Origin of the sequence: Dechloromonas sp. ZY10 (genome assembly GCF_041378895.1) — a bacterium.
GTDB lineage: Bacteria > Pseudomonadota > Gammaproteobacteria > Burkholderiales > Rhodocyclaceae > Azonexus > Azonexus aquae.
Window position 1 is genome coordinate 88884 of sequence record NZ_CP144212.1, and the last position, 24981, is coordinate 113864.

Annotated in this window: 22 protein-coding genes; 13 read left to right on the forward strand and 9 right to left on the reverse strand. The window is 63.5% G+C overall.

What is annotated here, in order from left to right:
- Window positions 1–1488, reverse strand: coding sequence for a sodium:solute symporter family protein (locus tag VX159_RS00475; protein WP_371324037.1), 1488 nt, complete (start codon window positions 1486–1488; stop codon window positions 1–3).
- 82 nt (window positions 1489–1570) lie between these two features.
- Window positions 1571–2239 carry an RluA family pseudouridine synthase gene (locus VX159_RS00480; RefSeq protein WP_371324038.1) on the reverse strand — a complete coding sequence of 223 codons (669 nt, stop codon included), beginning with the start codon at window positions 2237–2239 and terminating at the stop codon, window positions 1571–1573.
- Window positions 2240–2510: 271 nt separating this feature from the next.
- Here VX159_RS00480 and recA point away from each other — a divergent pair, with 271 nt between their 5' ends.
- From recA to VX159_RS00520, 8 genes are read left to right on the forward strand one after another with little or no spacing between them, the layout of a single operon-like run.
- Entirely contained in the window at window positions 2511–3539 is a 1029-nt protein-coding gene (recA, locus tag VX159_RS00485) for a recombinase RecA (protein WP_371324039.1), read from the forward strand.
- A complete protein-coding gene (gene recX / locus VX159_RS00490) occupies window positions 3532–3966 on the forward strand; it encodes a recombination regulator RecX (protein WP_371324040.1) in 435 nt (144 codons plus the stop codon). The genes recA and recX overlap by 8 nt, the downstream gene beginning before the upstream one ends.
- Window positions 3963–4697: an LPS export ABC transporter ATP-binding protein gene (gene lptB, locus VX159_RS00495; protein ID WP_371324041.1), complete on the forward strand. Its 735-nt coding sequence runs from the start codon at window positions 3963–3965 to the stop codon at window positions 4695–4697. Before recX ends, lptB begins: the two co-directional genes overlap by 4 nt.
- A 30-nt stretch (window positions 4698–4727) precedes the next feature.
- Window positions 4728–6191: an RNA polymerase factor sigma-54 gene (locus tag VX159_RS00500; protein WP_371324042.1), complete on the forward strand. Its 1464-nt coding sequence runs from the start codon at window positions 4728–4730 to the stop codon at window positions 6189–6191.
- A gap of 14 nt (window positions 6192–6205) precedes the next feature.
- Window positions 6206–6529, forward strand: coding sequence for a ribosome hibernation-promoting factor, HPF/YfiA family (gene hpf, locus VX159_RS00505; protein ID WP_371324043.1), 324 nt, complete (start codon window positions 6206–6208; stop codon window positions 6527–6529).
- A gap of 54 nt (window positions 6530–6583) precedes the next feature.
- Window positions 6584–7030 carry a PTS IIA-like nitrogen regulatory protein PtsN gene (ptsN, locus tag VX159_RS00510; protein WP_371324044.1) on the forward strand — a complete coding sequence of 149 codons (447 nt, stop codon included), beginning with the start codon at window positions 6584–6586 and terminating at the stop codon, window positions 7028–7030.
- Window positions 7031–7037: 7 nt separating this feature from the next.
- A complete protein-coding gene (hprK, locus tag VX159_RS00515) occupies window positions 7038–7973 on the forward strand; it encodes an HPr(Ser) kinase/phosphatase (RefSeq protein ID WP_371324045.1) in 936 nt (311 codons plus the stop codon).
- A gap of 58 nt (window positions 7974–8031) precedes the next feature.
- Window positions 8032–8298 (forward strand): PsiF family protein, encoded by a 267-nt coding sequence (locus tag VX159_RS00520; RefSeq protein WP_371324046.1) that lies wholly within the window; start codon window positions 8032–8034, stop codon window positions 8296–8298.
- 91 nt (window positions 8299–8389) lie between these two features.
- Here the strand turns inward: VX159_RS00520 and VX159_RS00525 are convergent, their stop codons facing one another.
- The 5 genes from VX159_RS00525 to VX159_RS00545 all read right to left on the reverse strand — a co-directional run bounded on the left by VX159_RS00525 (window position 8390) and on the right by VX159_RS00545 (window position 16694).
- Window positions 8390–8842, reverse strand: a complete 453-nt coding sequence (locus VX159_RS00525) for an HIT family protein (RefSeq protein ID WP_371324047.1) — start codon at window positions 8840–8842, stop codon at window positions 8390–8392.
- A 72-nt stretch (window positions 8843–8914) separates the two neighbouring features.
- Window positions 8915–12790 carry a DUF3683 domain-containing protein gene (locus tag VX159_RS00530; RefSeq protein ID WP_371324048.1) on the reverse strand — a complete coding sequence of 1292 codons (3876 nt, stop codon included), beginning with the start codon at window positions 12788–12790 and terminating at the stop codon, window positions 8915–8917.
- Between the two features lie 100 nt (window positions 12791–12890).
- Window positions 12891–14195, reverse strand: a complete 1305-nt coding sequence (gene chrA / locus VX159_RS00535) for a chromate efflux transporter (RefSeq protein WP_371324049.1) — start codon at window positions 14193–14195, stop codon at window positions 12891–12893.
- Window positions 14196–14268: 73 nt separating this feature from the next.
- Window positions 14269–14682 (reverse strand): YqaA family protein, encoded by a 414-nt coding sequence (locus VX159_RS00540; RefSeq protein ID WP_371324050.1) that lies wholly within the window; start codon window positions 14680–14682, stop codon window positions 14269–14271.
- Window positions 14679–16694: a Cache 3/Cache 2 fusion domain-containing protein gene (locus tag VX159_RS00545; protein ID WP_371324051.1), complete on the reverse strand. Its 2016-nt coding sequence runs from the start codon at window positions 16692–16694 to the stop codon at window positions 14679–14681. The genes VX159_RS00540 and VX159_RS00545 overlap by 4 nt, the downstream gene beginning before the upstream one ends.
- Window positions 16695–16825: 131 nt before the next feature.
- Here VX159_RS00545 and ilvA point away from each other — a divergent pair, with 131 nt between their 5' ends.
- From ilvA to VX159_RS00565, 4 genes are all read left to right on the forward strand, one after another.
- A complete protein-coding gene (ilvA, locus tag VX159_RS00550; RefSeq protein ID WP_371324052.1) occupies window positions 16826–18364 on the forward strand; it encodes a threonine ammonia-lyase, biosynthetic in 1539 nt (512 codons plus the stop codon).
- 93 nt (window positions 18365–18457) lie between these two features.
- The gene (cysK, locus tag VX159_RS00555) at window positions 18458–19390 is read left to right on the forward strand and encodes a cysteine synthase A (RefSeq protein ID WP_371324053.1); all 933 of its coding nucleotides are present in this window, start codon (window positions 18458–18460) and stop codon (window positions 19388–19390) included.
- Between the two features lie 11 nt (window positions 19391–19401).
- Window positions 19402–20562: a MalY/PatB family protein gene (locus VX159_RS00560; protein WP_371324054.1), complete on the forward strand. Its 1161-nt coding sequence runs from the start codon at window positions 19402–19404 to the stop codon at window positions 20560–20562.
- The gene (locus VX159_RS00565; protein ID WP_371324055.1) at window positions 20559–20849 is read left to right on the forward strand and encodes a hypothetical protein; all 291 of its coding nucleotides are present in this window, start codon (window positions 20559–20561) and stop codon (window positions 20847–20849) included. The genes VX159_RS00560 and VX159_RS00565 overlap by 4 nt, the downstream gene beginning before the upstream one ends.
- A gap of 459 nt (window positions 20850–21308) precedes the next feature.
- Here VX159_RS00565 and VX159_RS00570 read toward each other — a convergent pair whose 3' ends face one another.
- On the reverse strand, window positions 21309–21713 hold the full coding sequence (locus VX159_RS00570; RefSeq protein ID WP_371324056.1) for a hypothetical protein: 405 nt from the start codon (window positions 21711–21713) through the stop codon (window positions 21309–21311).
- Between the two features lie 616 nt (window positions 21714–22329).
- Entirely contained in the window at window positions 22330–22926 is a 597-nt protein-coding gene (locus VX159_RS00575) for a 5-formyltetrahydrofolate cyclo-ligase (RefSeq protein ID WP_371324057.1), read from the reverse strand.
- 14 nt (window positions 22927–22940) lie between these two features.
- On the opposite strand from VX159_RS00575, the gene VX159_RS00580 reads away from it, so the two are divergent.
- Complete coding sequence (locus VX159_RS00580; protein WP_371324058.1) at window positions 22941–24950, forward strand: transglycosylase SLT domain-containing protein; 2010 nt, start codon at window positions 22941–22943, stop codon at window positions 24948–24950.
- The last annotated feature ends 31 nt before the right edge of the window (window positions 24951–24981 follow it).

Here is a 24981-nt window from a genome sequence, read left to right on the forward strand (position 1 = left end):
TTACGGGTGCGGCGGCACATGGTGGGTTTCGGCGGCGGCGCGATGGTGCAGCGCATCGTGGATGTTCTCGACCGGTGTCGGCCGTCCGACCCATTGCGGCAGCAGCGACCCGGCAAACATCCCGATGAAGGAAACGCCGAGCCCGATCAATTGCGGCGGAACCAGGCTTTCTTCACCAATCAGGACTTCAACCAGCAACCATGAACAAAGGCCGCCGATGATCGCCGCCAGCGCGCCCTGAGTGGTTGCGCGCGCCCAGTAGGCACCGATTACCAGCGGAACGAAGGCACCGGCCAGGGTGATTTTGTAGGCATTTTCGACCATCTTGAAAATGCTGGCGTTGGAGTACAGCGCAAACGCCAGTACCAGCAAGGCGAAACCGACGATCGAGCCGCGCATCACCCAGAGGAAGCGATGGTCGCTGAGGTGCGGCACGAAGCCACGCACGATGTTTTCCGAGAAAGCGACCGAAGGCGCCAGCAGTGTTGCTGACGAACAACTCATCACCGCTGACAGCACCGCGCCGAAGAAGATGGCCTGGGCGAATACCGGCGTCTGTTGCAGCACCAGCAGCGGCAGGATCAGCTGCGAGTCAGTCTGCAGCAGGCCGTTGAACTGCTCGGGGTCGATCAGGGTGGCCGAGTAGGCGATGAACATCGGCACAAAGGCGAAGCAGAAGTAGGTGACGCCGCCGAGCACCGAGCCCCAGATCGCGATTTTTGCGGTGCGTGCCGAGGTTACGCGCTGGAAAACGTCCTGCTGCGGAATCGAACCGAGCATCATGGTCAGCCAAGCACCGAGGAAGGCGACCCATTGCAGCGGGTCGGGCGGCGGAAAGAAATCGAGCTTGCCGGCGGCGTCGGCATGCTCGATCACCGCCATGGCGCCACCGGTCTGGCCGGAGATGAACCAGGCGATGAACAGCATGCCGCCCATGATGATCCCCATCTGCACGAAATCGAGGATCGCGACCGAGAGCATGCCGCCGAAGGTGGTGTAGGTGAGGACGATGGCGGCGCCGAGGAGCATGCCGGCGGTCGGGCTGACCGCGCCATCGGTGACGACGCTGAAGACCAGGCCAAGGGCCTTGATCTGGGCGGCAACCCAGCCGAGGTAGGAAACCACGATGCAGAGCGTGGTCAGCACTTCGACGGTGCGGTTGTAGCGCAGGCGGAAGAAGTCGCCCAGCGTCAGCACGTTCATCTTGTACAGCTTGGTGGCGAAGAAGATGCCGCCGAGAACCAGGCACAGCGAGGAGCCGAAGGGGTCGGCGACCACTCCGCGCAGGCCTTCCTTGACGAAGGTCGCCGATACGCCGAACACTGCTTCGGCGCCGAACCAGGTGGCGAAGACCGTGGCAGTGACGACCGGCAGCGGCAGGTGGCGACCGGCCACCGCGAAATCCTTGGTGCTATGTACGCGCGTTGCGGCAAAGAGGCCGATGCCGATGGAGACGAGCAGGTAAAGGGCGACGAACCAGATCAGCATGGCAGTGCGGAAAACGCCGGCAAGGGGTTGAAAACGCGGGGATTATACGGGGTTTGCCGGGTTCCGCACGGGCTCTCCCGGGTCAGAACGGCGGCGCGCAGGAAAATTCGAGTTTTTCTGCGGTCGACGGGTGAAAAAAGCTGATTTTGCTGGCGTGCAACAGCAGTCGGGGGGCGCGTTCGGCCGCCGGGCCGGCATAGAGCTCATCGCCGAGAATCGGGTGGCCAAGCGCCGCCAGGTGCACCCGCAACTGGTGCGAGCGACCGGTGATCGGCTCCAGTTCGACCCGGGTGCTGTCGCTGGCCGGGTCGCGGGCAAGCACCCTGAAATGTGTCAGCGACGGCTTGCCGAGCGTGAAATCAACCATTTGCCGGGGGCGGTTCGGCCAGTCGCAGATCAGCGGCAGGTCGATACTGCCGCAATCGTCGGCGAGCAGGCCAGCAACCACGGCGATGTAGCGCTTATCCACCAGACGTTCGCGAAACTGCCGCGACAGTTCGCTGTGGGCGGCTTCGCCCCGGGCCAGTATCAGCAGTCCGGAGGTGCCCATGTCCAGGCGGTGTGCGGTCAGTGCATCGGAGTAACCTTGCCGGTGCAGGCGGGTGACCAGACAATCCTGACGTTCCTCGCCGCGCCCGGGCACCGAGAGCAGGCCGGCAGGTTTGTCGACGACCAGCACGGCAGGATCGCAAAAGAGCGGAGCAGTGCCTGTATCCGGGGGCGGCAGATAGGGGGGGGCAATATGAGCCATGGGGCGCGATTCTGCCACAGCCGCTAGCGCAGACCGGCGTCAACGAGGCCAAGGCGCGGGAAATCCCGCGAATTCAGGCGTCGACCGTGAATCTGCAGCGGGATTGCCAACCTGGCAAGCAAACAGCTTGCCAAAAGCTCGTCAGTGCATATACTGTAAATATCAACAGTAATTGATTGGCGGCGTACCTTGGCAGCCGGCGACCGTCTGCAATTTCTGTTCCATCTTCGGCCCCTGTGCCATAATTCCGACAAATTTCCGAGGTGTTCCCATGGACGACAACAAGGCAAAAGCGCTCGCCGCGGCGCTGCAGCAAATCGAGAAGCAGTTTGGCAAGGGCTCCATCATGAAGATGGGCGATGCCGAAATCGACGAGGGTATCCAGGTCGTGTCGACCGGTTCGCTCGGCCTTGATATTGCGCTTGGCGTCGGTGGTTTGCCGCGTGGCCGGGTGGTCGAGATTTACGGCCCGGAATCCTCGGGCAAAACCACGCTGTGTCTGCAAGTGGTTGCCGAAATGCAGAAGCTGGGTGGCGTGGCGGCGTTCATCGACGCCGAACACGCGCTGGATCCGCAGTATGCGCAAAAGCTCGGTGTTAATGTTGGTGACCTGCTGATTTCGCAGCCTGATACTGGCGAACAGGCGCTGGAAATTGCCGACATGCTGGTGCGTTCGGGTTCGGTAGATATCATCATCGTTGACTCGGTTGCTGCGCTTACGCCGCGCGCCGAAATCGAAGGCGAGATGGGCGACCAGATGGTCGGCCTGCACGCCCGCCTGATGTCGCAGGCACTGCGCAAACTGACCGCCAACATCAAGAAGACCAACACCTTGGTCATCTTCATCAACCAGATCCGGATGAAGATCGGGGTCATGTTCGGTTCGCCGGAAACCACCACCGGCGGCAACGCACTCAAGTTCTATGCCTCGGTACGGATGGACATCCGCCGCATCGGCGGGATCAAGAAGGGCGACGAAGTGATTGGCAACGAAACCAAGGTCAAGATCGTCAAGAACAAGGTGTCGCCACCGTTCCGCGAAGCCATTTTCGACATCCTCTACGGCGAGGGGATTTCCCGCGAGGGTGAAATCATCGAAATGGGTGTCGCCCACAAGCTGATCGACAAGTCCGGTGCCTGGTATTCGTACAAGGGTGAAAAGATTGGCCAGGGCAAGGACAACGCCCGCGAATTCCTGCGCGCCCATCCGGAAATCGCTCAGGAAGTCGAGGCGCAGATTCGCGAAGCGGCCAGCGTCACCGTGATCAAACCGAGCAAGTCGGCACCGGCCGATGCCTGATCTGCGTGTGCGCGCCCTGCAGTTGCTGACCCGGCGCGAATACAGCCGGGCAGCACTGAAAGCGAAACTCGCTGCGCACGCCGAATCGGAAGAAGAACTGAACGCCGTGCTCGACTCGCTGCAAGCCGAACGACTGCTCTCCGACCAGCGCTATGCGGCGGAGCGGGTAGCTGCCCGTGGCGCGCGCTATGGCAACGCCAGGTTGCGCCAGGAGTTGCGCCAGCAAGGCATCGGCGATGATGAAATTGCCGCTGCCCTGCCCGAGGCCGGCGACGAAGGCGCGCGTTGTCGCCAGGTCTGGCAACGCAAGTTCACCCACCTGCCGGATAGCCCCGCAGAACGGGCCAGGCAACAGCGCTTTCTGCACTATCGTGGCTTTTCGTCAGCGGCGATCCGCTGCGTCCTGCGCGGAGATGATGAATCATGAGCAGCACCCTCGCCCGCCTGTCGGCACACAACCTGAAGAAACGCTACAAGGCCCGCACCGTGGTCGAGGATGTGTCGTTCAATGTCGGCGCCGGCGAGGTGGTCGGTCTGCTGGGGCCCAACGGTGCCGGCAAGACTACCTGTTTCTACATGATCGTTGGCCTTGTCGCCTCGGATGGCGGCGAGGTCTATATCGACGACGAACGCCTGACCCATCTGCCGATGCATCGGCGCGCGCAGCAGGGTTTGTCCTACCTGCCGCAGGAGGCTTCGGTCTTCCGCAAGCTCAACGTCGAGGACAACATCCGGGCGATTCTCGAACTGCTCGACCTGCCCGAGAGCGAGGTCAATGCCCGGCTCGAAAACCTGCTCGGCGAACTGCACATTGGCCATGTTCGCCATGTCAATGCCGCCGCCCTGTCGGGTGGCGAGCGGCGGCGAGTCGAAATTGCCCGGGCGCTGGCGACCAATCCGCGCTTCATCCTGCTCGATGAGCCTTTTGCCGGTGTCGACCCGATTGCCGTGCTGGAGATTCAGAAAATCATCCGTTTCCTCAAAGAGCGCGGGATCGGCGTGCTGATCACCGATCATAATGTGCGCGAAACCTTGGGGATCTGCGATCACGCCTACATCATCAATGCCGGGCACGTGCTCGCCTCTGGACGCCCGGACGAAATCGTCGATAATGAAAGCGTGCGCAAAGTTTATCTCGGCGAGCATTTCCGCCTCTGACGCACCCAGGCCCGGAAACCCGCAGCAACAATGAAGCCCGCCCTCCAGCTCAAACTCTCCCAGCATCTGGCGCTGACGCCGCAACTGCAACAGTCGATCAAACTGCTGCAGCTGTCGACCATCGAGATGCAACAGGAGATTGAGCGTTACCTGCTTGAGAACCCGCTGCTCGAGCGCGACGATGACGTGCCGGAGTCCTTTGCCTCGGCCCAGTCCTTCGACAGCCCCTACCAGCAGGAGGCGAGCCAGTCTGAGACTGCTTCCGAACCGGCTGCGCAGGGCGATGATCGCGATAGCGAGCCCCCGATCACTCCGGCCGATGTCGACGATGACCGCTGGGCCAGCGATGCCGGTACCTATAGCGGTGCCGGGCGTGACGAGGACGACGACAGCGACGCCCAGGATATCCACGCGGCAACGACCAGCCTGCGCGATCATCTCGGCTGGCAGTTGGGGATGACCCAGTTGTCGGAGCGCGACCGCTCGCTGGTCCGTTTCCTGATCGAGGCCCTCGACGACGACGGCTATCTATCAACGCCGCTGGTCGAATTGTGGGAAACCCTGCCGCCGGAATACGAAATCGAGCTCGAAGAACTCGAAATCGCGCTCAAGCACATCCAGAATTTTGACCCGACCGGGATTGGCGCCCGTTCGCCGCAGGAGTGCCTGGCTTTGCAGTTGCGGGCTTTGCCCGTCAGCCGGGAGGGCGAGTTGGCACTGCGGATCGTCGAGCAGCATCTGGAACTGCTGGCCGCCCGTGATTTTGCCAAGCTCAAGCGCCTGACTTCCTCCGACGATGCCGCCCTGAAGGCTGCGCACGCGCTGATCGTCAGCCTGAATCCACGACCCGGTGCGCATTTTGCAGCGCACGATGCGCGCTACATTACGCCCGACGTGATCGTCAAAAAGCTCAAGGGCAAGTGGACGGCTTACATCAACCCCGATGCCTATCCGCGCTTGCGCGTCAATCGTCTCTATGCCGAAATCCTGGCCCAGCAGCGGCGTGGCAATGGCAACCTGACGGGCCAGTTGCAGGAAGCCCGCTGGCTGATCAAGAACGTGCAGCAGCGTTTCGACACCATCCTGCGGGTGTCGCAGGCGATCGTCGAGCGCCAGAAGCAGTTCTTTGAACACGGCGAGGTCGCAATGCGCCCGCTGGTTCTGCGCGAAATCGCCGATATTCTCGATTTGCACGAGTCGACCGTGTCACGCGTCACCAGCCAGAAGTTCATGGCCACCCCGCGCGGCATCTTCGAACTCAAATATTTCTTCGGCAGTCATGTGTCCACCGATACCGGTGGCGCTTGCTCTGCAACTGCCATCCGGGCACTGATCAAGCAATTGATTGGGGCCGAGGATGGCAAAAAGCCCTTGTCGGATAGTCAAATATCCGAAATACTAGGCCAGCAGGGAATCGTTGTAGCCCGACGGACGGTAGCGAAGTACCGTGAGTCGCTCAACATCCCGCCGGTCAATTTACGCAAGACCCTGTAGAGAGAGGAGAAAACATGAATCTGCAGATCAGTGGTCACCACATCGAAGTTACGCCGGCTCTGCGCGAATACGTCGAGAACAAGCTGGACCCCGTGGTTCGTCACTTTGACAAGGTGACGGGCGTGAACGTCGTCCTGTCCGTCGAAAAGCTCAAGCAGAAGGCCGAAGTGACCATGCATGTTCCGGGTAAGGATCTGCATGTCGAAGAAGCCGGCGACGACCTGTACGCCGCCATCGACGCCCTGTTTGACAAGCTGGATCGTCAGGTCCAGAAGCACAAGCAGAAGCTGCAGGATCACCATCGCGGCGAAAAGCCCACCCTGCAAGCTGCCGAATAAGCACTGCCCGGCCGTGCTTCCTTGGGGAGTACGGCCTTTGCTTTATCTTTTCCTATGAATCCCCTGAACACTATCCTGTCTGCCGACCGCGTTGTCCTCGACCTTGAGGCCACCAGCAAAAAGCGGGTCTTCGAGCAGGCGGGCCAGCTTTTCGAAGCGCAACTGGGCATTGCCCGGGCCCAGATTTTCGACAGCCTGTTTGCCCGTGAAAAGCTGGGCTCCACTGGCATCGGCCAGGGCATTGCCATCCCGCACGGCCGGATCAAGGGCCTCAAGCAGGCGGCTGGAGCCTTTTTTCGTCTTGGCACGCCGGTGCCGTTTGATTCGCCCGACGGTCGTCCGGTCAATCTCCTGTTTGTCCTTCTGGTGCCCGAACAGGCCACCGAGGCGCATCTGCAGATTCTTTCCGAACTGGCGCAGCGTTTTGCCGAACGCAGCTTCCGCGATTCACTGAACAGCGCCGAAGACGCCGCTGCCGTGCTGCAGCTTTTCACCGCCTGAGGCCTGCGTGCGCCACATCAGCCTGGTTCAGTTGTACAAGGATAACCGTGAGAAGCTGATGCTCTCCTGGTTGCTGGGTGAGGACAACGATCGCCGGATCGAGATCAAGGAATCGAATAACTACGGCGCCGATGTGGTCGGGCACATCAACATCATTCACCCCGAACGCCTGCAGGTGATGGGGAAAGCCGAATATGACTGGGCTTACCGGATTGGCGAGCGCCGGTTCGGGCAGATGCTCAACGATCTGCTGGCAGCGCAGCCGCCGGCGGTGATTGTTGCCGATGGCCTGAGTCCGCCGGAGATGCTGACCGAGGGTTGTACCCGGACCAACACCCCGCTGCTGTTGACCCCCAAGCATTGCTCCGGGGTGATTGACCTGCTGCGCATCTACCTGTCGGCCCGGCTGGCCGATACGGTCAGTCTGCACGGCGTGTTCATGGACGTGTTCGGCATGGGCGTCCTGATTACCGGCGATTCCGGGGTCGGCAAATCCGAGTTGGCGCTTGAATTGATTTCCCGCGGCCACGGCCTAGTTGCCGACGATGTGGTCGAAATGGGGCGGATTGCGCCGACTACCATTGAGGGCCGCTGTCCCGGCATGTTGCGCGACTTTCTTGAAGTGCGCGGCCTTGGCCTGTTGAATATCCGCACCATCTTCGGCGAGACCGCTTCGCGCCGCAAGATGAAGCTGAAGCTGATTGTCCATTTGCAGAAAACCGCCAATCAGGGTGATGCGCCGCGCTTGCCACTGGATGCGCAAACCCAGGAAGTACTGGGCATTCCGATCCGCAAGGTGGTGATTCCGGTGGCGGCCGGCCGTAACCTGGCGGTGCTGCTTGAGGCGGCAGTGCGTAACACCATCCTGCAATTGCGCGGGATCGACAGCATGCAGGATTTCATGGAACGTCAGCAGCGGATGATGCTTGACGAGGATGCCTGAAAGCCCGATAGTCGGCCCGCGTGTCTATCCATTTGCGATCTTTTTCCGGGAGACCTTGATGAAAAAATCCGTATGCCTGTTGCTGCTTGCCTTTGCTGCCGGTTCTGCGCTGGCGGTCGATGATTGCGAGTCTCGTGCCGCCGAGAAAAAATTGGCCGGCGCAGCCAAAACCAGCTTCTTGAAAAAATGCCAGGCCGACGTCAAGGCCACGCCGGAGTTCGCCGCTTGCGATCAGAAAGCCGGTGAGAAGAAGTTGGCCGGCGCCGCCCGCAGCAGCTTCATGAAGAAATGCGTGCATGATGCCCAGGGCGCTGCCGCCAAGTAAGCCCGCTGTAATCGGTTTTTGAAAAAAGCCCCGGTGGCCAAACAGGCTGCCGGGGCTTTTGCTTGTCCGGAACGGCGGGCGGCTTGCGCGTTCAGTTGGGGCCGTTGGCGGCGGCAAGCGCCGTTGTCAGCGCCGCTGCGAGTGCATCATCGCTTACCTGCGGGCGAACCGCGTTCGGCGTACGCTGCGGCTGGCCCCACACCGGCTCGGGGAAGTGGCGGTCATCCTGCCAGCGGGGAATCACGTGCCAGTGCACATGCGGCACCATGTTGCCGAAGCTGGCAAGGTTGATCTTGTCTGGCGTAAACAGTTCGCGCACCACGCGCTCAACGGCAAACACCGTCTGCATCAGTTGTTGTTGCTGCGTCGGGTCCAGATCGCTCATCTCGCGGACATGCGCCTGCCAGACCACGCGGCAGAAGCCGGGGTAGTCGGGGTCGTTGACGCGGATCACCCGCAGTTGGCTGTTGCGCCACAACAGCGTGCCGCCGTCTTCACGACAGAGCGGGCAGTTTTCGGGGTGGTTCGGGGTGGAGGGGCTCATTGCATACTCCAGAAAGGCCGTGGACAGGCTGAAGGCAGCCTGTCCACGGTCGACGCCAGTCAATGGCGAAAATTACAGCAGCACGCGCTCGATGCCGCCCTGGTTGGCCTTGCCGACATAATCGGCCATCCAGTTGTCGCCGAGCAGATGCTTGGCCATTTCGACCACGATGTAGTCGGCCTGGGTGCCGGCATCGTCGTCATAACGGCTCAGCCCCTGCAAGCAGGCCGGGCAGGAGGTCAGAATCTTGACTTCGCCGGAGAAACCGTCGGCACGCAGCTTCTCGGCACCCTTCTCGATTTCCTGCTGCTTGCGGAATTTCACCTGCGTGGCGATATCCGGACGCGAGTAGGCGAAGGAGCCCGAGTCACCGCAGCAGCGGTCGTTGAGCGGCACCTCCTGGCCCATCAGCGCCTTGGTCACCGCCAGCGGGTTGTAGGCCTTCATCGGCGTGTGGCAAGGGTCGTGGTACATGTAGCGGGTGCCGCTGACGCCGTCGAGCTTGACACCCTTCTCCATCAGGTACTCGTGGATGTCGAGCAGGCGGCAGCCGGGGAAGATCTTCTCGAACTGGTACTTCTGCAGCTGATCCATGCAGGTACCGCAGGAGACGATCACCGTCTTGATGTCGAGGTAGTTGAGCGTATTGGCAACGCGGTGGAAGAGCACGCGGTTGTCGGTGGTGATCTGCTGCCCCTTGTCCTCGTCGCCGGACGAGGTTTGCGGATAGCCGCAGCACAGGTAGCCCGGCGGCAGCACCGTGGTTGCGCCAACTTCGTAGAGCATGGCCTGGGTGGCCAGACCGACTTGCGAGAACAGGCGCTCGGAGCCGCAACCGGGGAAATAGAACACCGCATCGGAGTCGACCGTGGTTTTCTTCGGATTGCGGATCACCGGGATGACCTTGTCGTCTTCGATGTCGAGCAGGCCGCGCGAGGTGCGCTTGGGCAGGTTGCCCGGCATCGGCCGGTTCATGAAGTGGATGATCTGGGTCTTGACCGTCGGCGCCCCAAGCGAGGCTGGCGGCGCCTTGCGCGACTCCTGGACCAGACCGATGGCCTTGGCCGCCTTGTGAGCGAGGCGCTGGGCCTTGAAGCCGAATTCCATCATCCCGGCGCGCATCAGCTTGATCGTCGCCGGGTCTTTGGCAGTGAGGAAGGCCATCGCCGCAGCCGTGCCGGGGCTGAAGCGCTTCTTGTCCTGCTTGCGCAGGAAGTTGCGCATCGCGACCGAAACGTCGCCGAAGTCGATATCGACCGGGCAGGGTTTGACGCAGCGGTGGCAGACCGTGCAATGGTCGGCGACGTCGTTGAATTCGTCGAAGTGCTTGAGCGAAATGCCGCGCCGGGTCTGTTCTTCATAGAGGAAGGCTTCGACCAGCAGCGAGGTGGCGAGAATCTTGTTGCGCGGGCTGTAGAGCAGGTTGGCACGCGGTACGTGGGTCGAGCAGACCGGCTTGCACTTGCCGCAACGCAGGCAATTCTTGACCATCTCCGAGATGGTGCCGATCTCGGACTGCTCCATGATCAGCGACTCGGTACCGAGCAGGCTGAACGACGGCGTATAGGCGTTGCCCATGTCGCCGCCGGGCATCAGCTTGCCCTTGTTGAAGTGGCCTTCCGGATCAACTTTCTGCTTGTAGGCGCGGAAGGGACCGAGTTCTTCTTCCGACAGGAATTCGAGCTTGGTGATGCCGATCCCGTGCTCGCCGGAGATTACCCCGTCGAGGCCTCGGGCCAGATGCATGATGCGGTCCACGGCCTTGTGCGCCGTCTGCAGCATCTCGTAATTGTCGGAGTTGACCGGGATGTTGGTGTGCACGTTGCCGTCGCCGGCATGCATGTGCAGTGCGACGAAGACGCGGCCGCGCAGCACTTCCTTGTGGATCGCCTCGACCCGTTCGAGGATTGGGCGATACAGCGTGCCGTCGAAAATCTTCGACAAGCGGGCCTTGAGTTCCTGCTTCCACGAGGTGCGTACGGAAAAATCCTGCAGGCGGTGGAAGAGGCGGGGATGGGCGGCCTTGTTGCTCAGTTCGCCGGCGACCACGCCGTATTCGGCGAATTGGGCTTCGGCCTCGGCCAGCGGCAGGTCGAGATTTTCCAGCAACCAGGACCAGCGGCGACGGACTGCGGCAACGTAGTCCAGAGCGGCTTGCCGGCGGTCGCCGATCAGCACCTGCTTGTCCACATTGGCGTCGCCTGCGTGCAGCGGCAGGTCGCCGGAGAGGAATTCGCTCAGCGCATCGCACAGCGCCAGCTTGTTCTGCGTCGACAGCTCGATGTTGATCCGCTCAATCCCGTCGCAATATTCGCCCATGCGCGGCAGCGGAATCACCACGTCTTCATTAACCTTGAAGGCGTTGGTGTGACGCGAAATGGCGGCGGTGCGCGAGCGGTCGAGCCAGAATTTCTTGCGGGTTTCGGCGTCGACCGCGATAAAGCCTTCGGCGGCGCGCAGGTTGCACATGCGTACCACTTCCGAAGCGGCTTTCATGACCGCATCTTCATCGTGACCGACGATGTCGCCGATCAGCACCATCTTCGGACGGCCGTGGCGCTTGGCCTTGGTCGCGTAACCGACGGCCTTCACATAACGTTCGTCGAGGTGCTCCAGGCCGGCCAGCTGGACGCCGGCCGCATGCCCGGCACCGCCCGGCTTGAAGTAGTCGGTAATTTCGACGATCGCCGGCACTGCTTCGCGAACCTGGCCGAAGAACTCCAGACAGACAGTCCGCGCCACGGGCGGCATCTTGTGCAGCACCCAGCGTGCGGCAACGATGATGCCGTCGGTGCCTTCCTTCTGCACGCCCGGTACGCCGCCGAGGAACTTGTCAGTGACGTCCTTGCCCAGGCCGACCTTGCGGCAGGCCGCACCCGGCATGGAGAGAATTTCTTCCTTGAGCAGCTTCTTGCCCGACGGGTCGAAGCGTTTCAAGCGGAATTCGACCTTCTCCTGCTCGTGGATCTTGCCGTAGTTGTGGTTGAGGCGTTCGACTTCCAGCCAGTTGCCGTCCGGGTCGACCATCTTCCACCAGGCCAGGTTGTCGAGCGCGGTGCCCCACAACACGGCCTTCTTGCCGCCGGCGTTCATCGCGATGTTGCCGCCGATGCACGAAGCCGAGGCCGAGGTCGGGTCGACCGCAAAGACGCGGCCGGCCAGCGAGGCGGCTTCGGAAACCCGGTCGGTGACGACGCCGGCGCCGGTGCGGATGGTGGCGTAAGCTTCCGTGTGGCCGGGGAGAACGATGTTCTCGACCGGGCTGATGTCGATCAGCTTTTCGGTGTTGATCACCGCCGAATAAGGCGTCAGCGGCACGGCGCCGCCGGTGTAGCCGGTGCCGCCGCCCCGCGGGATGATGGTCAGGCCGGCTTCGATACAGCCGCGCACGAGGTGGCCGATTTCCTCCTCGGTGTCCGGGTAGAGAACGACGAAGGGGTATTCGACGCGCCAGTCGGTGGCATCGGTGACGTGCGAGACGCGGGCCAGGCCGTCGAAGGCGATATTGTCGCGGCGGGTGTGCTTGCCCAGGGCCTTGAGTACCTTGCGGCGCAGGTCCAGGGTTTCGCCGAAGCGGGCGGCAAAACGGTCGACGGCAGCGTGGGCAGCGGCAATCAGTGGCTTGACCCGGGCGGCACGCACCGGATCCTCGCCTTCGCTGTCGGCGCGGCGCTTTTCAACCTCGCGCAGGCGGTGGCGCAAGGCATCAACCAACGCCTCGCGGCGCTCGCGGTTATCGAGCAGGTCGTCTTCCAGGTAGGGGTTGCGCTGAACCACCCAGATGTCGCCGAGCACCTCGTAAAGCATGCGCGCCGAACGGCCGGTGACGCGCTCGCCGCGCAACTCGTCGAGGATCGCCCAATTTTCGGCGCCGAGCAGCCGGATGACGATCTCGCGATCAGAAAACGAAGTGTAGTTGTAGGGGATTTCGCGCAGGCGGGCAGTCATGGGAACAAGCCAGTGTCGGGCAAAGGGTGGATTTTAGCGTATTGCGGCGCAACAACGGCGGCGCATGGGGGCAAATAGACCCGCGCGGCCCGGCAAAGGTTCAGCCTGATAGTGCTTTTAACGCACCGAGGCCGGCACAAACGGCGATCACCGGCAGCACGCCGAGGCCGCGCCATAGCGCCAGCGCCGCGCCGAGCAGCACGGCGAGCGCCAATCCATCGAAGTGCCCGGCCGGCCACAGGGTTTCGCTGGCGAAATACAAGGCCAGATGTGCAATCACCCCGACCACCGCAGCGGTGATCGCGGTCAGCGGCGCCTGCAGCCGCCAGTCGCCACGGGTCGATTCAACCAGCGGCGCGCCGGCGAGGATGAAGATGAAGGACGGCAGGAAGGTGAAGGCGGTGGCGACCAGCCCGCCCAGCAAGGCGCCGGCCAGCACCTGCTCGCTACCCAGTGGCTGGCCGTTCCAGCCGGCGACAAAGCCGACAAAGGCCACCACCATGATCAGCGGTCCCGGCGTGGTCTCGCCCAGCGCCAGGCCGTCGATCATCTGGCTGCCGCTGAGCCAGCCGTAGTGGGCCACCGCCGCCTGCTGCACATAGGGCAGCACGGCATAGGCGCCGCCGAAAGTCAGCAGCGCCGCCTGGGTAAAGAAGCCCGCCAGTTGCGGCAACAGGTGATCGCAGCCAAAGGCTGCGGACAAACCCAGCATCCCGCATAGCCACAGGCCGCCGCCGATGGCGACGACCGCCAGCAGTCGGGAACGGCGAAAGCGGGTATGCGGCGCCTGCCAGGCATCGTCGATCAGCGCCGGCCGTGCGGGTTTTGCCATTTTTTCTGGTTGACCGTGGATATTGCCCAACCAGGCAGGGTGCCAGCGCCCCAGGCCCCAGCCGATGCCGGCAGCGGTCAGCAGCAAGAGCGGAAAAGGCAGGCGGCCGAGCGCCAGGGCGGCGAAGGACGCTGCGGCCAGCAGCCACAGTGCCGGATGCCGCAAGGTTTTGCCGCCGATCCGCCAGGCGGCGTGCAGGACGATCGCGGTGACCGCCGGGCGGATACCGTAAAACACGCCGCCGAGCAGCGCCGTATCGCCGTAAGCCAGATACAGCCAGCTCAGCGCCAGCAGCAGAAGCAGCGAGGGCAGGATGAAGAGCAGGCCGGCGACCACGCCGCCCAGGCTGCGGTGCATCAACCAGCCGAGGTAGGTGGCCAGTTGCTGGGCTTCGGGGCCGGGCAGCAACATGCAGTAATTCAGCGCATGGAGAAAACGCGCCTCCGAAATCCAGCGTTTTTCCTCGACCAGCACCCGGTGCATCAGCGCGATCTGGCCGGCGGGGCCGCCAAAGCTGATGCAGCCAAGCTTGAACCAGAAGCGCAGGGCTTCAGCAAAGGGAACCGGAGACATGCGGGCTGATCGTCGCTACGGGTTACGGGGTAAAGGGTACGGGCGCTGCCGGGGAGTCTAGCTCAGCCAGCTGTCAGACGCTTTGCGCGATCAGCCAGTAGCGGGCGAACTTGCCCAGAGCCATGCACAGCAGGCAGGGCAGCCAGTGCAGGCGCAGCCAGCCGGCGGCGACGCACAAGGCATCGCCGACCAGTGGCAACCATGAGAGCAGCAGCGCCGGGCTCCCCCAGCGGCTGACCCAGGTTTGCTGCGGCAAGGCCTGGCTGCGTTGCGGCAGCAGCCGGCCGCACCACCAGGACGTCATGCCGCCAGCCGTATTGCCGAGCGTGGCGAGCAGCAGGGCTGGCCAGAGCTGCTCGGGATAGTGCTGCAGATAGGCCCAGAGCAGGGCCTCTGAACCGCCGGGCAATACGGTCGACGCCAGAAAACTGGCAAAAACCAGCCCGCCCAGGCCGTATTCCGGGCCGATCTCCCAGCCGCCGATCACGTACGCAGCGAACTGGCGCCTTGTTCCAGCGCCTGTGCCACGCTTTCAAGGGCGCGCACCTCGCCGAGCAGGGCATGGGCCTGGCGCGAATTGTCGTCGGCTGCCGCCGCCACCTGTTCGACGCTGTGGGCGATGGCCTGGCTGGTCGATTGCTGCTGCTGGATCGCGGTGGCGATTTCATGCGAGGCCTCGACCGAGCGCTGGCCGGCATCGGCAATCGCCTCCAGTGCGCCTTCGGCTGCCGCTGCCAGACGGGCCGCTTCGCGGGCCTGGTCGGCAATCTGCTTGGCAGCTTCGGCGGCGCGATGGGTTCCTGCCGAGGTGGCGGCAACCGTCTGCGCGATCTGGTTGGTGAACTGTGTCGACTTCTCCGCCAGCTTGCGCACTTCGTCGGCTACTACCGCAAAACCGCGTCCAGCCTCGCCGGCCCGCGCCGCTTCGATCGCGGCATTGAGCGCCAGCAGGTTGGTCTGGTCGGCGAGTTCGGAAATCGACCCGGCCATCCCGGCGATCTGTTCGGCGTTGCGTGCCAGTTCGTCCATCAAGGCTTCGGCGCTGGCAGTTTCGCTGGCGATCTTGCGCATTTCGGCTGATACGGCAGTGGCCGAAGCGCTGCCTTGGCGGGCGAGTTCCAGGGTTTCGCGGGTGGCTTCGGCCGAGTTGCGGGTCTGGTCGCCGGTATGGCCGATACTGGTGGTCAATTGCTCGACCGCAGCGGCCAGATCGCTGGCCGAAGAGGACTGGTTTTCGGCCGCGTGCGATACGTCGCGAGCCGCCTGCTCAAGCGACTTGGCCGATGCAAAGGCGTTGCGCGACGAGGCGGAAATGTCGCGGATCAACTTGCCGATATGTTCGCGGGCGACATTCGCCTCGCTGGCGATGATCCCGATTTCGCAATCCGCCGCCGGAATCGGCTGCGAAAAGTCGCCGGCACCGAGGCGACGCATGCCTTCGACCACCGGCTGGACGCCGGCCAGGCCCCGGCTGACGGCAAACCAGCCGGCCAGCGCGCAGAGTACCGCGCCGAACAGGCAGGCGAGTCCGAGTTGCAGGCGCATTGCCGCCGCATTCTTGTTGTATTCGTCGAGCCAGGTACCGCCGACCACGGTCCAGCCCCAACTGGGCGAACGTTTGAAGACCACGATTTTTTCTCGTTCGCGGCCGCTGCCGTCGTCGTACGGGTAAATCAGCGTACCGTCGTCACGCTTGGCCATTTCGGCCACCAGCATCGGCATCGGACCCTTGACCTCCTTGGCGCTCTGGCCTTCCAGCTTGGGGTGCAAGGTGAAGAAACTGTCTTCCTGGTTGGCTTCGATCTTGATTGCGAAGGGATAGCCGCTGTCGCCGAACTTCATCTTCTTCAGCGTTTCCTTGAGCCGCGCCATGTCTTCATTGACATCGCTGCGTACCGACCAGGCACCGAGCACCTTGCCCTGCGCATCGACGATCGGCAGGAAGGCGCTGACAAAGAACTTGCCGCTGCGCTGCACCACGCCCGACCACTCCTTGCCCTTGCGCACGGTTTCCGATTCGGGGGCATTGGCGGCAATCGGCTTGCCGACCATGCTCTTGCCTTCCTTGTCCTTGAGCAGGGTGGCAACCCGGACCATTTCGCCCTTGTCGTTGAACAGCAGTAGCGCCGGCTCGGCGATCAGGATCTGCTTCCACTGCTGCAACAGTTTTTCGTTGCCGTTGATCGCTTCGCCGCCGACGCGATAGACCGGAAAGCCGAAGGCATCCTGTTCGCCGTTGGCTTCAGCCGCCTTCAGCTTGTCGCCCAGCAGGGTCTTGAGGATGCCGAGGCGCTTGAGGCCGTGCGCCTCGTGCGAACGAAAGGTGACTTCGAGCAGGTCGACCACCGCCGAAACCTGGCCCTTGGCCGCTTCTTCGGCGCTCAGGCGCTCGGCCCGGCTGAAGGTGTACAAGGAAAAGACAGCGACTGCCGCAAAAGCCAGTACGCAGGCAAAAGTAAGAATAATGGCAACTCGATTGGCCAATTTCTGTGTTTTCATATTTTTATCCCCCCGTAATCACGGAAGCGTCAATTCTGTGCCGATTTCCCCCCTTGAGCAATGGATGGCGCAGACAAAGCAGCGGCGAAACTGCTAGATTTCGTCCTTTGTCTTTCGCCCGCTCTCAGAAAATGCACGCCGCTCCCGACTATCTCGAAAAAGTTCTCAACGCCCAGGTCTACGACGTTGCCATCGAAACGCCGCTGGAACTGGCCGGTAACCTGTCCGGGCGGGTGCATAACAAGATCTGGCTCAAGCGCGACGACCTGCAGCCGGTGTTCTCGTTCAAGCTGCGCGGTGCCTACAACAAGCTCGCCAGCCTCTCGGCTGAAAAGCTCAAGCGTGGGGTGATCTGCGCCTCGGCCGGCAACCATGCCCAGGGCGTGGCACTGTCGGCCAACAAGATCGGCTGCCGGGCGGTGATCGTGATGCCGGAAACCACGCCGCAGATCAAGATCGACGCCGTCCGCCGCCGGGGCGGCGAAGTGGTGCTCGCCGGTTCGTCCTATGACGACGCCTACGCCAAGGCGCTGGAGCTGGAAAAGAGCGAGAAACTGACCTTCGTCCATCCTTTCGACGACCCGGAAGTGATCGCCGGCCAGGGCACGGTGGCGATGGAAATCCTGCGCCAGCACAAGCGCCAGGATGGGGCGATTCACGCCATCTTCTGCGCCATCGGCGGTGGCGGGCTGGCGGCCGGGGTCGCCGCCTACATCAAGCGCCTGCGTCCGGAAATCAAGGTGATCGGGGTTGAAACCTACGACGCCGATGCCATGCGCCAGTCGCTGGCTGCCGGCAAGCGCGTGCGCCTGGAGCAGGTCGGGCTGTTTGCCGACGGCACGGCAGTGAAAATGGTCGGCGAGGAAACCTTCCGCGTCTGCCAGCAATATCTTGACGAAGTCATTCTGGTCGATACTGACGCGATCTGTGCCGCGATCAAGGACGTGTTCGAGGATACCCGCTCGATTCTCGAACCCTCGGGGGCGCTGGCCGTCGCCGGGGCCAAGGAATACGCCCGCCAGCACAAGCTCAAGGACAAAAACCTGATCGCCGTGACCTCCGGCGCCAACATGAACTTCGACCGCCTGCGCTTCGTCGCCGAGCGCGCCGAGGTCGGTGAGCAGCGCGAGGCGGTGCTGGCGGTGACGCTGCCGGAGAAGCCCGGCGCCTACAAGAAATTCCTGTCGCTGATCGGGCATCGCAACATTACCGAGTTCAATTACCGCTACCACACCGCCCGCGAAGCGCATGTCTTCGTCGGCCTCCAGGTCGCCGACCGCAAGGAGTCGATCAAGGTGGTCGACAGCCTGCAGAAGCACGGCTATCCGACGCTTGACCTGACCGACGACGAAATCGCCAAGAACCACCTGCGCCACATGGTCGGTGGCCACGCACCGGCCGTCAGCGAAGGCGGCCTGCGCGAACTGCTCTACCGCTTCGAGTTCCCGGAGCGTCCCGGCGCGCTGATGAATTTCCTGACCCAGATGAGCGCCGGCTGGAACATCAGCCTCTTCCATTACCGCAACCACGGCGCCGACTACGGCCGCGTGCTGGTCGGGATGCAGGTGCCGGAGGCTGAGATGGACGCCTTCCGCGCCTTCCTGCAGAAGCTTGGCTACGCGCACTGGGACGAAACCGCGAATCCGGCTTACCGGCTGTTTCTTGGCTAATTGCTGGCGGTTATAACCAACTGCCGATTCGGTCTTTCTTCCTGCTCGCCGCTTGCGTAGAGTCGGCGGCCACAACTCACGGAGACTCGTTTCATGAATATCGCCAACAACGTCGCCGAACTGGTCGGCAATACCCCGCTGGTCAAGCTCAACCGTCTCAGCGCCGACTGCGTTGCGACCGTGGTCGCCAAGCTGGAATTCTTCAATCCCGGCAGCAGCGTCAAGGATCGCATCGCCGCCGCGATGCTCGATGCCGCGCAGGCGGCTGGCAAGATCGGCCCGGACACTGTGGTTCTGGAGCCGACTTCGGGCAATACCGGGATCGGTCTGGCGATGGTCTGCGCCGCGCGCGGCATCAAGTGCGCCTTCACCATGCCCGAGACGATGAGCCGCGAGCGCAAGCTGCTGCTCAAGGCCTACGGCGCCGAGCTGATCCTGACCCCGGGCCCGGAAGGCATGGGCGGTGCGATTGCCAAGGCCAAGGCGCTGGCCGAATCCGACCCCAAATATTTTGTGCCGCAGCAGTTTGAAAACCCGGCCAACCCGGAAGTGCACCGTAAAACTACCGCCGAGGAAATCTGGCGCGACACCGACGGTCAGGTCGACATCTTCGTTGCCGGCGTCGGCACTGGCGGCACCGTCACCGGCGTTGGCGAAACGCTGAAGGCGAAGAAACCCGGCGTGCAGGTGGTTGCGGTCGAACCCGACGCGTCGCCGGTACTCTCCGGCGGCCAGAAGGGGCCGCACCCGATTCAGGGCATCGGCGCCGGCTTCGTTCCCGGCGTGCTCAATACCGGCGTCTATGACGAAGTTGTCCGCGTCAAGAACGACGATGCTTTCGTCACCGCCCGCCGCATGGCCGCCGAGGAAGGCCTGCTGGTCGGCATCTCCTCCGGCGCTGCGACCTGGGCCGCGCTGCAACTGGCCAAGCGCCCCGAAAACGCCGGCAAGCTGATCGTGGTCGTGATCCCGTCCTGCGGCGAGCGCTACCTGTCGACCGCCTTGTTCCAGGACCTCGAAATCTGAGCCTCGCCACCATGTCTGCCAGCCCCTTCGATCAGCCCATCGATCGCCACGGCAGCGATTCGCTGAAGTGGGGCAAGTACGCAGGCCGCGACGTGCTGCCGTTGTGGGTGGCCGACATGGACTTTGCCGCGCCGCCGGCGGTGCTTGCCGCGCTGCAGCGGCGGATCGAGCATGGCGTCTTCGGCTACGGCGGCGCCACCCCGGCCCTGGTCGAGGCGGTGCAGGCGCATCTGCTGCGCGAATACGGCTGGGCGATCGAGCCCGACTGGCTGGTCTGGCTGCCCGGCCTGGTCAGCGCCCTCAACGTCGCCTGCCGTACGGTCGAGGGCGCGGTGCTCACCGCCGCCCCGGTCTATCCGCCCTTTTTGTCGGCCCCCAAACTGTCGGGGCGGCCGCTGCAATGGTTTGACCTTGGCTACGCGGAGGGCGGGAGCGGCAACGGCTGGCACTGGGACAAAAATGCCCGTGATGCGGCGTTGACCGTGGACACCGAGCTTTTCTTGCTCTGCCACCCGCACAACCCGGTCGGCCGCTGCTGGCACCGCGACGAATTGCTCGACTTGGCCGAATTCGCCATCGCCAACGACCTGATCGTCTGCTCCGACGAAATCCACTGCGGCCTGATCCTCGACCCCGATCAACGCCACATCCCGCTGGCCACGCTCGGCCCCGAAATCGCCCGGCGCACGATTACGCTGATGGCGCCGTCGAAAACCTTCAACATCCCCGGCCTCGGTGCCGCCTTCGCGGTGATCCCCGACGCCGCGCTGCGCCGCCGCTTCGTCCGCGCCGGGCAAGGCATCGTGCCGCACGTCAATGTCCTCGGCCTGGCCGCGACCGAAGCCGCCTACCGCGACTGCGATGACTGGCATGGCGAACTGATCGCCTACCTGCGCGGCAACCGCGATGCAGTGCAAGCCGCCGTCGCGGCGCTGCCCGGCGTGTCGATGCCGCCGGTCGAAGCCACCTATCTGGCCCTGGTCGACGTGCGCGAACTCGGCCTCAGGCAGCCGGCGCAGCATTTCGAACAACACGGCCTCGGCCTCTCCGACGGCGCCGATTTCGGCGCGCCGGGCTGGCTGCGGCTCAACTTCGGCTGCCCGCGCAGTACGCTGGACCAAGCCCTGCGCCGCTTTGCCGCCGCCTGCGCCAGCCCGGAGCAATTGCCGTGAGCGCCTACGAACTGAGCCTGTGGCTGAGCGGTGCCGCCTTCATCGTGCAAACCCTGGTCGCCGGCCTCGGCATCGAGATCGTCCTCCGCCGCGACGCCGCGCCGCCCGTCCGCCGCATCGCGCTCGCCGCCGCCGTCGCTGCACTGCTGCTCTCGCTGACCCAGGGCTACGCGCTGGAACTGGCCTTAAGGACGGGCATCTACGACCTGCGCACCGCCGGGCTGCACTGCGTGGTGGCCTTGCTGCAACTCTGGGTAGGGCGGGGTTTATTGCGGCTGGGGCGCTGAAAACTCGCCGTTTTCACGGTCGACGTCTGGAATTTGGGGTTTTTTCGGGTTGACCGTGGACGCTAGGCGGATTGGCGGCTTGGTGCCAAATGCGCTGAGGGCCTTCGGGTGAGTCACGGCCATCGTTCTGGCTGACTGAATCTTTTTTGGATTGGGGCTGGTTTCCGCCGTTTGACCGGCGGGCGTACTTTTCTTGTCTTGCCAAGAAAAGTAGCCAAAAGAAGGCGCGCCCACTGCGGCGCCCGGCTGCGCCGGGTGCTCTGCGCTGCTCGGGCGCAACGGGGGGCTGCGGAACTCGGCCCTGCGGGCCTCAAACAGTCCTCGCCCTTGATCCCGTTGCCCCCTGCGCTGCTCGACGCCGCAGAGGGCAGGGGAAAACCGTCTCGGTTTTACGGTCGACGCAGAAAATGGGCGGTTTTGCAGGTCCGGTGAAAACCATGGTCTATCCCCTGTTCTGTTCTATGGATACGGCCACGTCACACCATCAAGCCACGTTTCAAGATTGGCTTGGCCAAACTGTTGACCTGAAGTTGAGGGGGTGGAGTAAGTAATATCTGCCGCAGCTAATGGAACAACTCCGATATCTGTAGTTGGGTTGTAGCCAGTTGAGCTATTCGCGTCGACTGAAAATTTCTTGATCGTGCGGCCGCTAGCAACGATTTCGCGAGCAAACGTTCGAAGTAGCATCAATGCAGGAACAACGTGATTGAACCAATCTTCAGTCGGATGACCTGCGTGAAGCTTTGGGTAGCGATAAGCTGTGTTCCCAAGATGCTCCCAGCCAAGGCGCTCGAATGCTCCTCGAATACGATTCAACTCTACGGACTTGGGTTTATCGAAATCGAAAGTGACAGTAATTGGCATATGAATACTCCCAAGAAAATTGGGGGCTGGGCACGCTTCTGACCATGGTTGGAATATCCCATCGAGCATACATGCGGAAGTGATATCCGTCTATGACAAAGCTCTTTCAAATGAAGGCAGATATGCCACTGTCGACCGAGAAAACGGCTCATTTTCCCTGTCGACCGTAAAAATCACTCACTCGCACAGCCTTTCAGCCCGAGACGCTTTAGGGTCCCATGTGGAGCGCCGAGCAACGCAGAGGCCGGCGGAAAAGGGGCGAGGACTGTTTGAGGCCCGCAGGGCCGAGTTCCGCAGCCCCCGCCGGGTTCGAGTAGCGCAGGGGAGTCGGCGTAGCCGACCGCGTAGCCTGGGTCGCCTTTTAGCTGCGCTAGCAATAGCCTTTGGCTACTTTCTTTTGGCGAAGCAAAAGAAAGTATGCCCGCCGGTCAGCGGCGGAAAGCAGCGCCAATTCAGCCAAGAACCGCCGGCAAACCTCAGTCCCTGCAAGCGGTAACTGGCAACCGCCAAAACCCAACCCCCACGGTCAACCCAAAAAACCGCCCATTTCCAGTGTCGACCGTTGCAGCGACGACACCGGCGCTACTGAAACCGAAGTCGACACAAAACCCCGCCTTCAGCCTTCTATCCGCCAGACCCCCGCCTCGCTGACCAGCCAGTCAAGCCGCTGGTCGTGGGCTTCCGGGGCGATGCTGGTGAGGCGGTTGCATTCGAAGCCGACGCCGACGGCAACGGGGCGGGGTTGCAGCGCGGCGAGGGTGCGGTCGAAGAAGCCGCCGCCGTAGCCGAGCCGGTAGCCGGCGGCGTCGAAGCCGTTGAGCGGGAGCAGGATCAGGTCGGGGGCGAGCCAGTCGCCGCTGACCGGGGTCGGGATGCCGTAGCGGTCGGGGGCCAGTTCGCCGTCTTCTGCCCATTCACGAAAGGCCAGTGGTGCGGCTTCGGCGACCACCACCGGCAAGGCGATGCGGCTGCCGGCGGCGCGCCAGGCGGCGACGGCGGCGCGCACGTCGGGTTCGTGCTTGATCGGCCAGCAGAAGGCGACGCAGCGGGGCGGCGGCAGTGCCGCCAGCAGGCGGGCGGCGATGGCAGCGGAGTGGGCGGCATGGGTGGCCGGGTCCAGTGCCGCCCGTCGGGCGATCATTTCGCGCCGCAGTTGGCGGCGGTCGGGCGGGGGTGCCGTGTTATCCTGACCGTCCTGTTTCATCTGATTCATTCGATACATCCAGCATGTTGCATTCGTCGTCGCAGCCCATCCGGCCGGGTCTCGGCCTTCGCCTCGCGCATTATCTTCCGAAAAGCCGCCTGTTCCGCACCTCGCTGCTGGCTCTCCTGGCCTGCCTGGCCCTGCCGGCAACCGCTCAGGACCCGCGCGACACCGCCTTCCTGACCGCCCGCGATGCCTTCCGCGCCGGCGACCGCAACAAGCTGGAGCGGGCCGCCAGCCAGGTCAATGGTCACGAACTGGCACCCTATGTCGAGAATTACCGGCTGCGGATGTGGATGGACCAGGGCGATAGCGCCGCGATCCGCGATTTCCTGCTGCGCCACGACAAGTCCTACGTCGCCGAGAAACTGCGCGGCGACTGGCTGCGCTGGCTGGGCAAGCGGCAGCAATGGAGCGAGGTGGAGGGCGAATATGCCCGTCTGCTCGCCCCCGAGGCCGACCAGACCTGCTGGCAGCAGCAGGCGCGCTTGCAGCGCAACGACTCGGCGGTGCTCGACGAAGCCGGCAAGCTGTGGCTGACCCAGCTGGAGCCGCCCGAGGCCTGTCGTCCGGTGCTTGAAGCCCTGGTCGCCAGCCAGCGCCTGGGGGTCGACGAGGTCTGGGCGCGCGCCCGCCGCCAGGTCGAGGCCAACCGCCCCGGTCAGGCGCTGAGCACGCTCAATTACCTGCCGGAAAGCCAGGTCCCGGACGGTCGCAGCTTTGATCAGGCGGTGAGCAGTGGCATGGCCTATCTGGCCAAGCTCCCCGGCAACTGGGCGGGCAGCCGCAGCGGCCGCGAACTGGCGGCGATTGCTGTTGCCCGCATCGCCAGCAACGACCCGCGCGCTGCCGCCGAGCAACTGGACAAGCTGCAAGGCAAGTTGCACGACGGCGAACGCCAGTGGGCGTGGAGCCAGATTGCACTGCAGGCCGCCAAGAAGCATTTGAGCGAGGCCAATGACTGGTACGCCCGGGCCGGTAAGGCGCTCTTGAGCGACGAGGGCCACCAGTGGCGGGTTCGCGCCGCGTTGCGCGCGCTCGACTGGGGGCGCGTCCGCGATGCGGTGCAGGCGATGCCGCCGGCGCTGGCGGCGCTGCCTGAATGGACCTACTGGCTGGGCCGCGCCTACCGTGCCGGCGGCCGTACCAGCGAGGCCGATGCGCTGTTTGAGAAGATCGCCGGGCAGGCCAGTTTCTACGGTAACCTGGCGGACGAAGAGCTGGGCCGCAGCGTACTGCCGCCACCCAAGGCGAGGGCGCCGGATAGCGACGAGCAGAAGGCCGCGCGCGATAACCCGGGTCTCAAGCGGGCGCTCGCCTTCTTCCGCCTCGACATGCGCACCGAAGCCGTCCGCGAATGGAACTGGGCCTTGCGCGGCATGAGCGACCGCGAACTGCTGGCTGCGGCCGAACTGGCCAAGAAGCAGCAGATCTGGGACCGGGCGATCAACACCGCCGACAAGACCCGCAACGAACACGATTACAGCCTGCGCTTCCTCGCGCCCTACGGCGAACAGGTGCGGCCGGCGGCGCAAAACCAGTCGCTTGACGACGCCTGGGTCTATGGCCTGATGCGCCAGGAAAGCCGCTTCATCACCCACGCCAAGTCCAATGTTGGCGCCTCAGGTCTGATGCAGCTGATGCCGGCGACCGCCAAGTGGGTGGCCAAGAAAATCGGCCTGCGCGACTTCCATCAGGGTAAGGTGAACGACACCGAAACCAATGTCCTGCTCGGTACCAGCTACATGCGGCTGGTCATGGAAAACCTCGATAATCATCCGGTGCTGGCTTCGGCCGCCTACAACGCCGGCCCCGGCCGCGCCCGTAAATGGCGCGCCGAACGGCCGCTGGAGGGGGCGATCTACGCCGAGACGATTCCCTTTGCCGAGACCCGCGATTACGTCAAGAAAGTGATGAGCAACGCGGTCTATTACACGGCGCTGTTCACCGGCCGTCCGGATTCGCTGAAAAACCGCCTCGGCGTGGTTGGGCCGCGTGTCGGCGAAGGCTTCAAGGACCCGGATCTGCCCTAATCGCAGTGGCCCGATGCAGGATGCGCCTGCA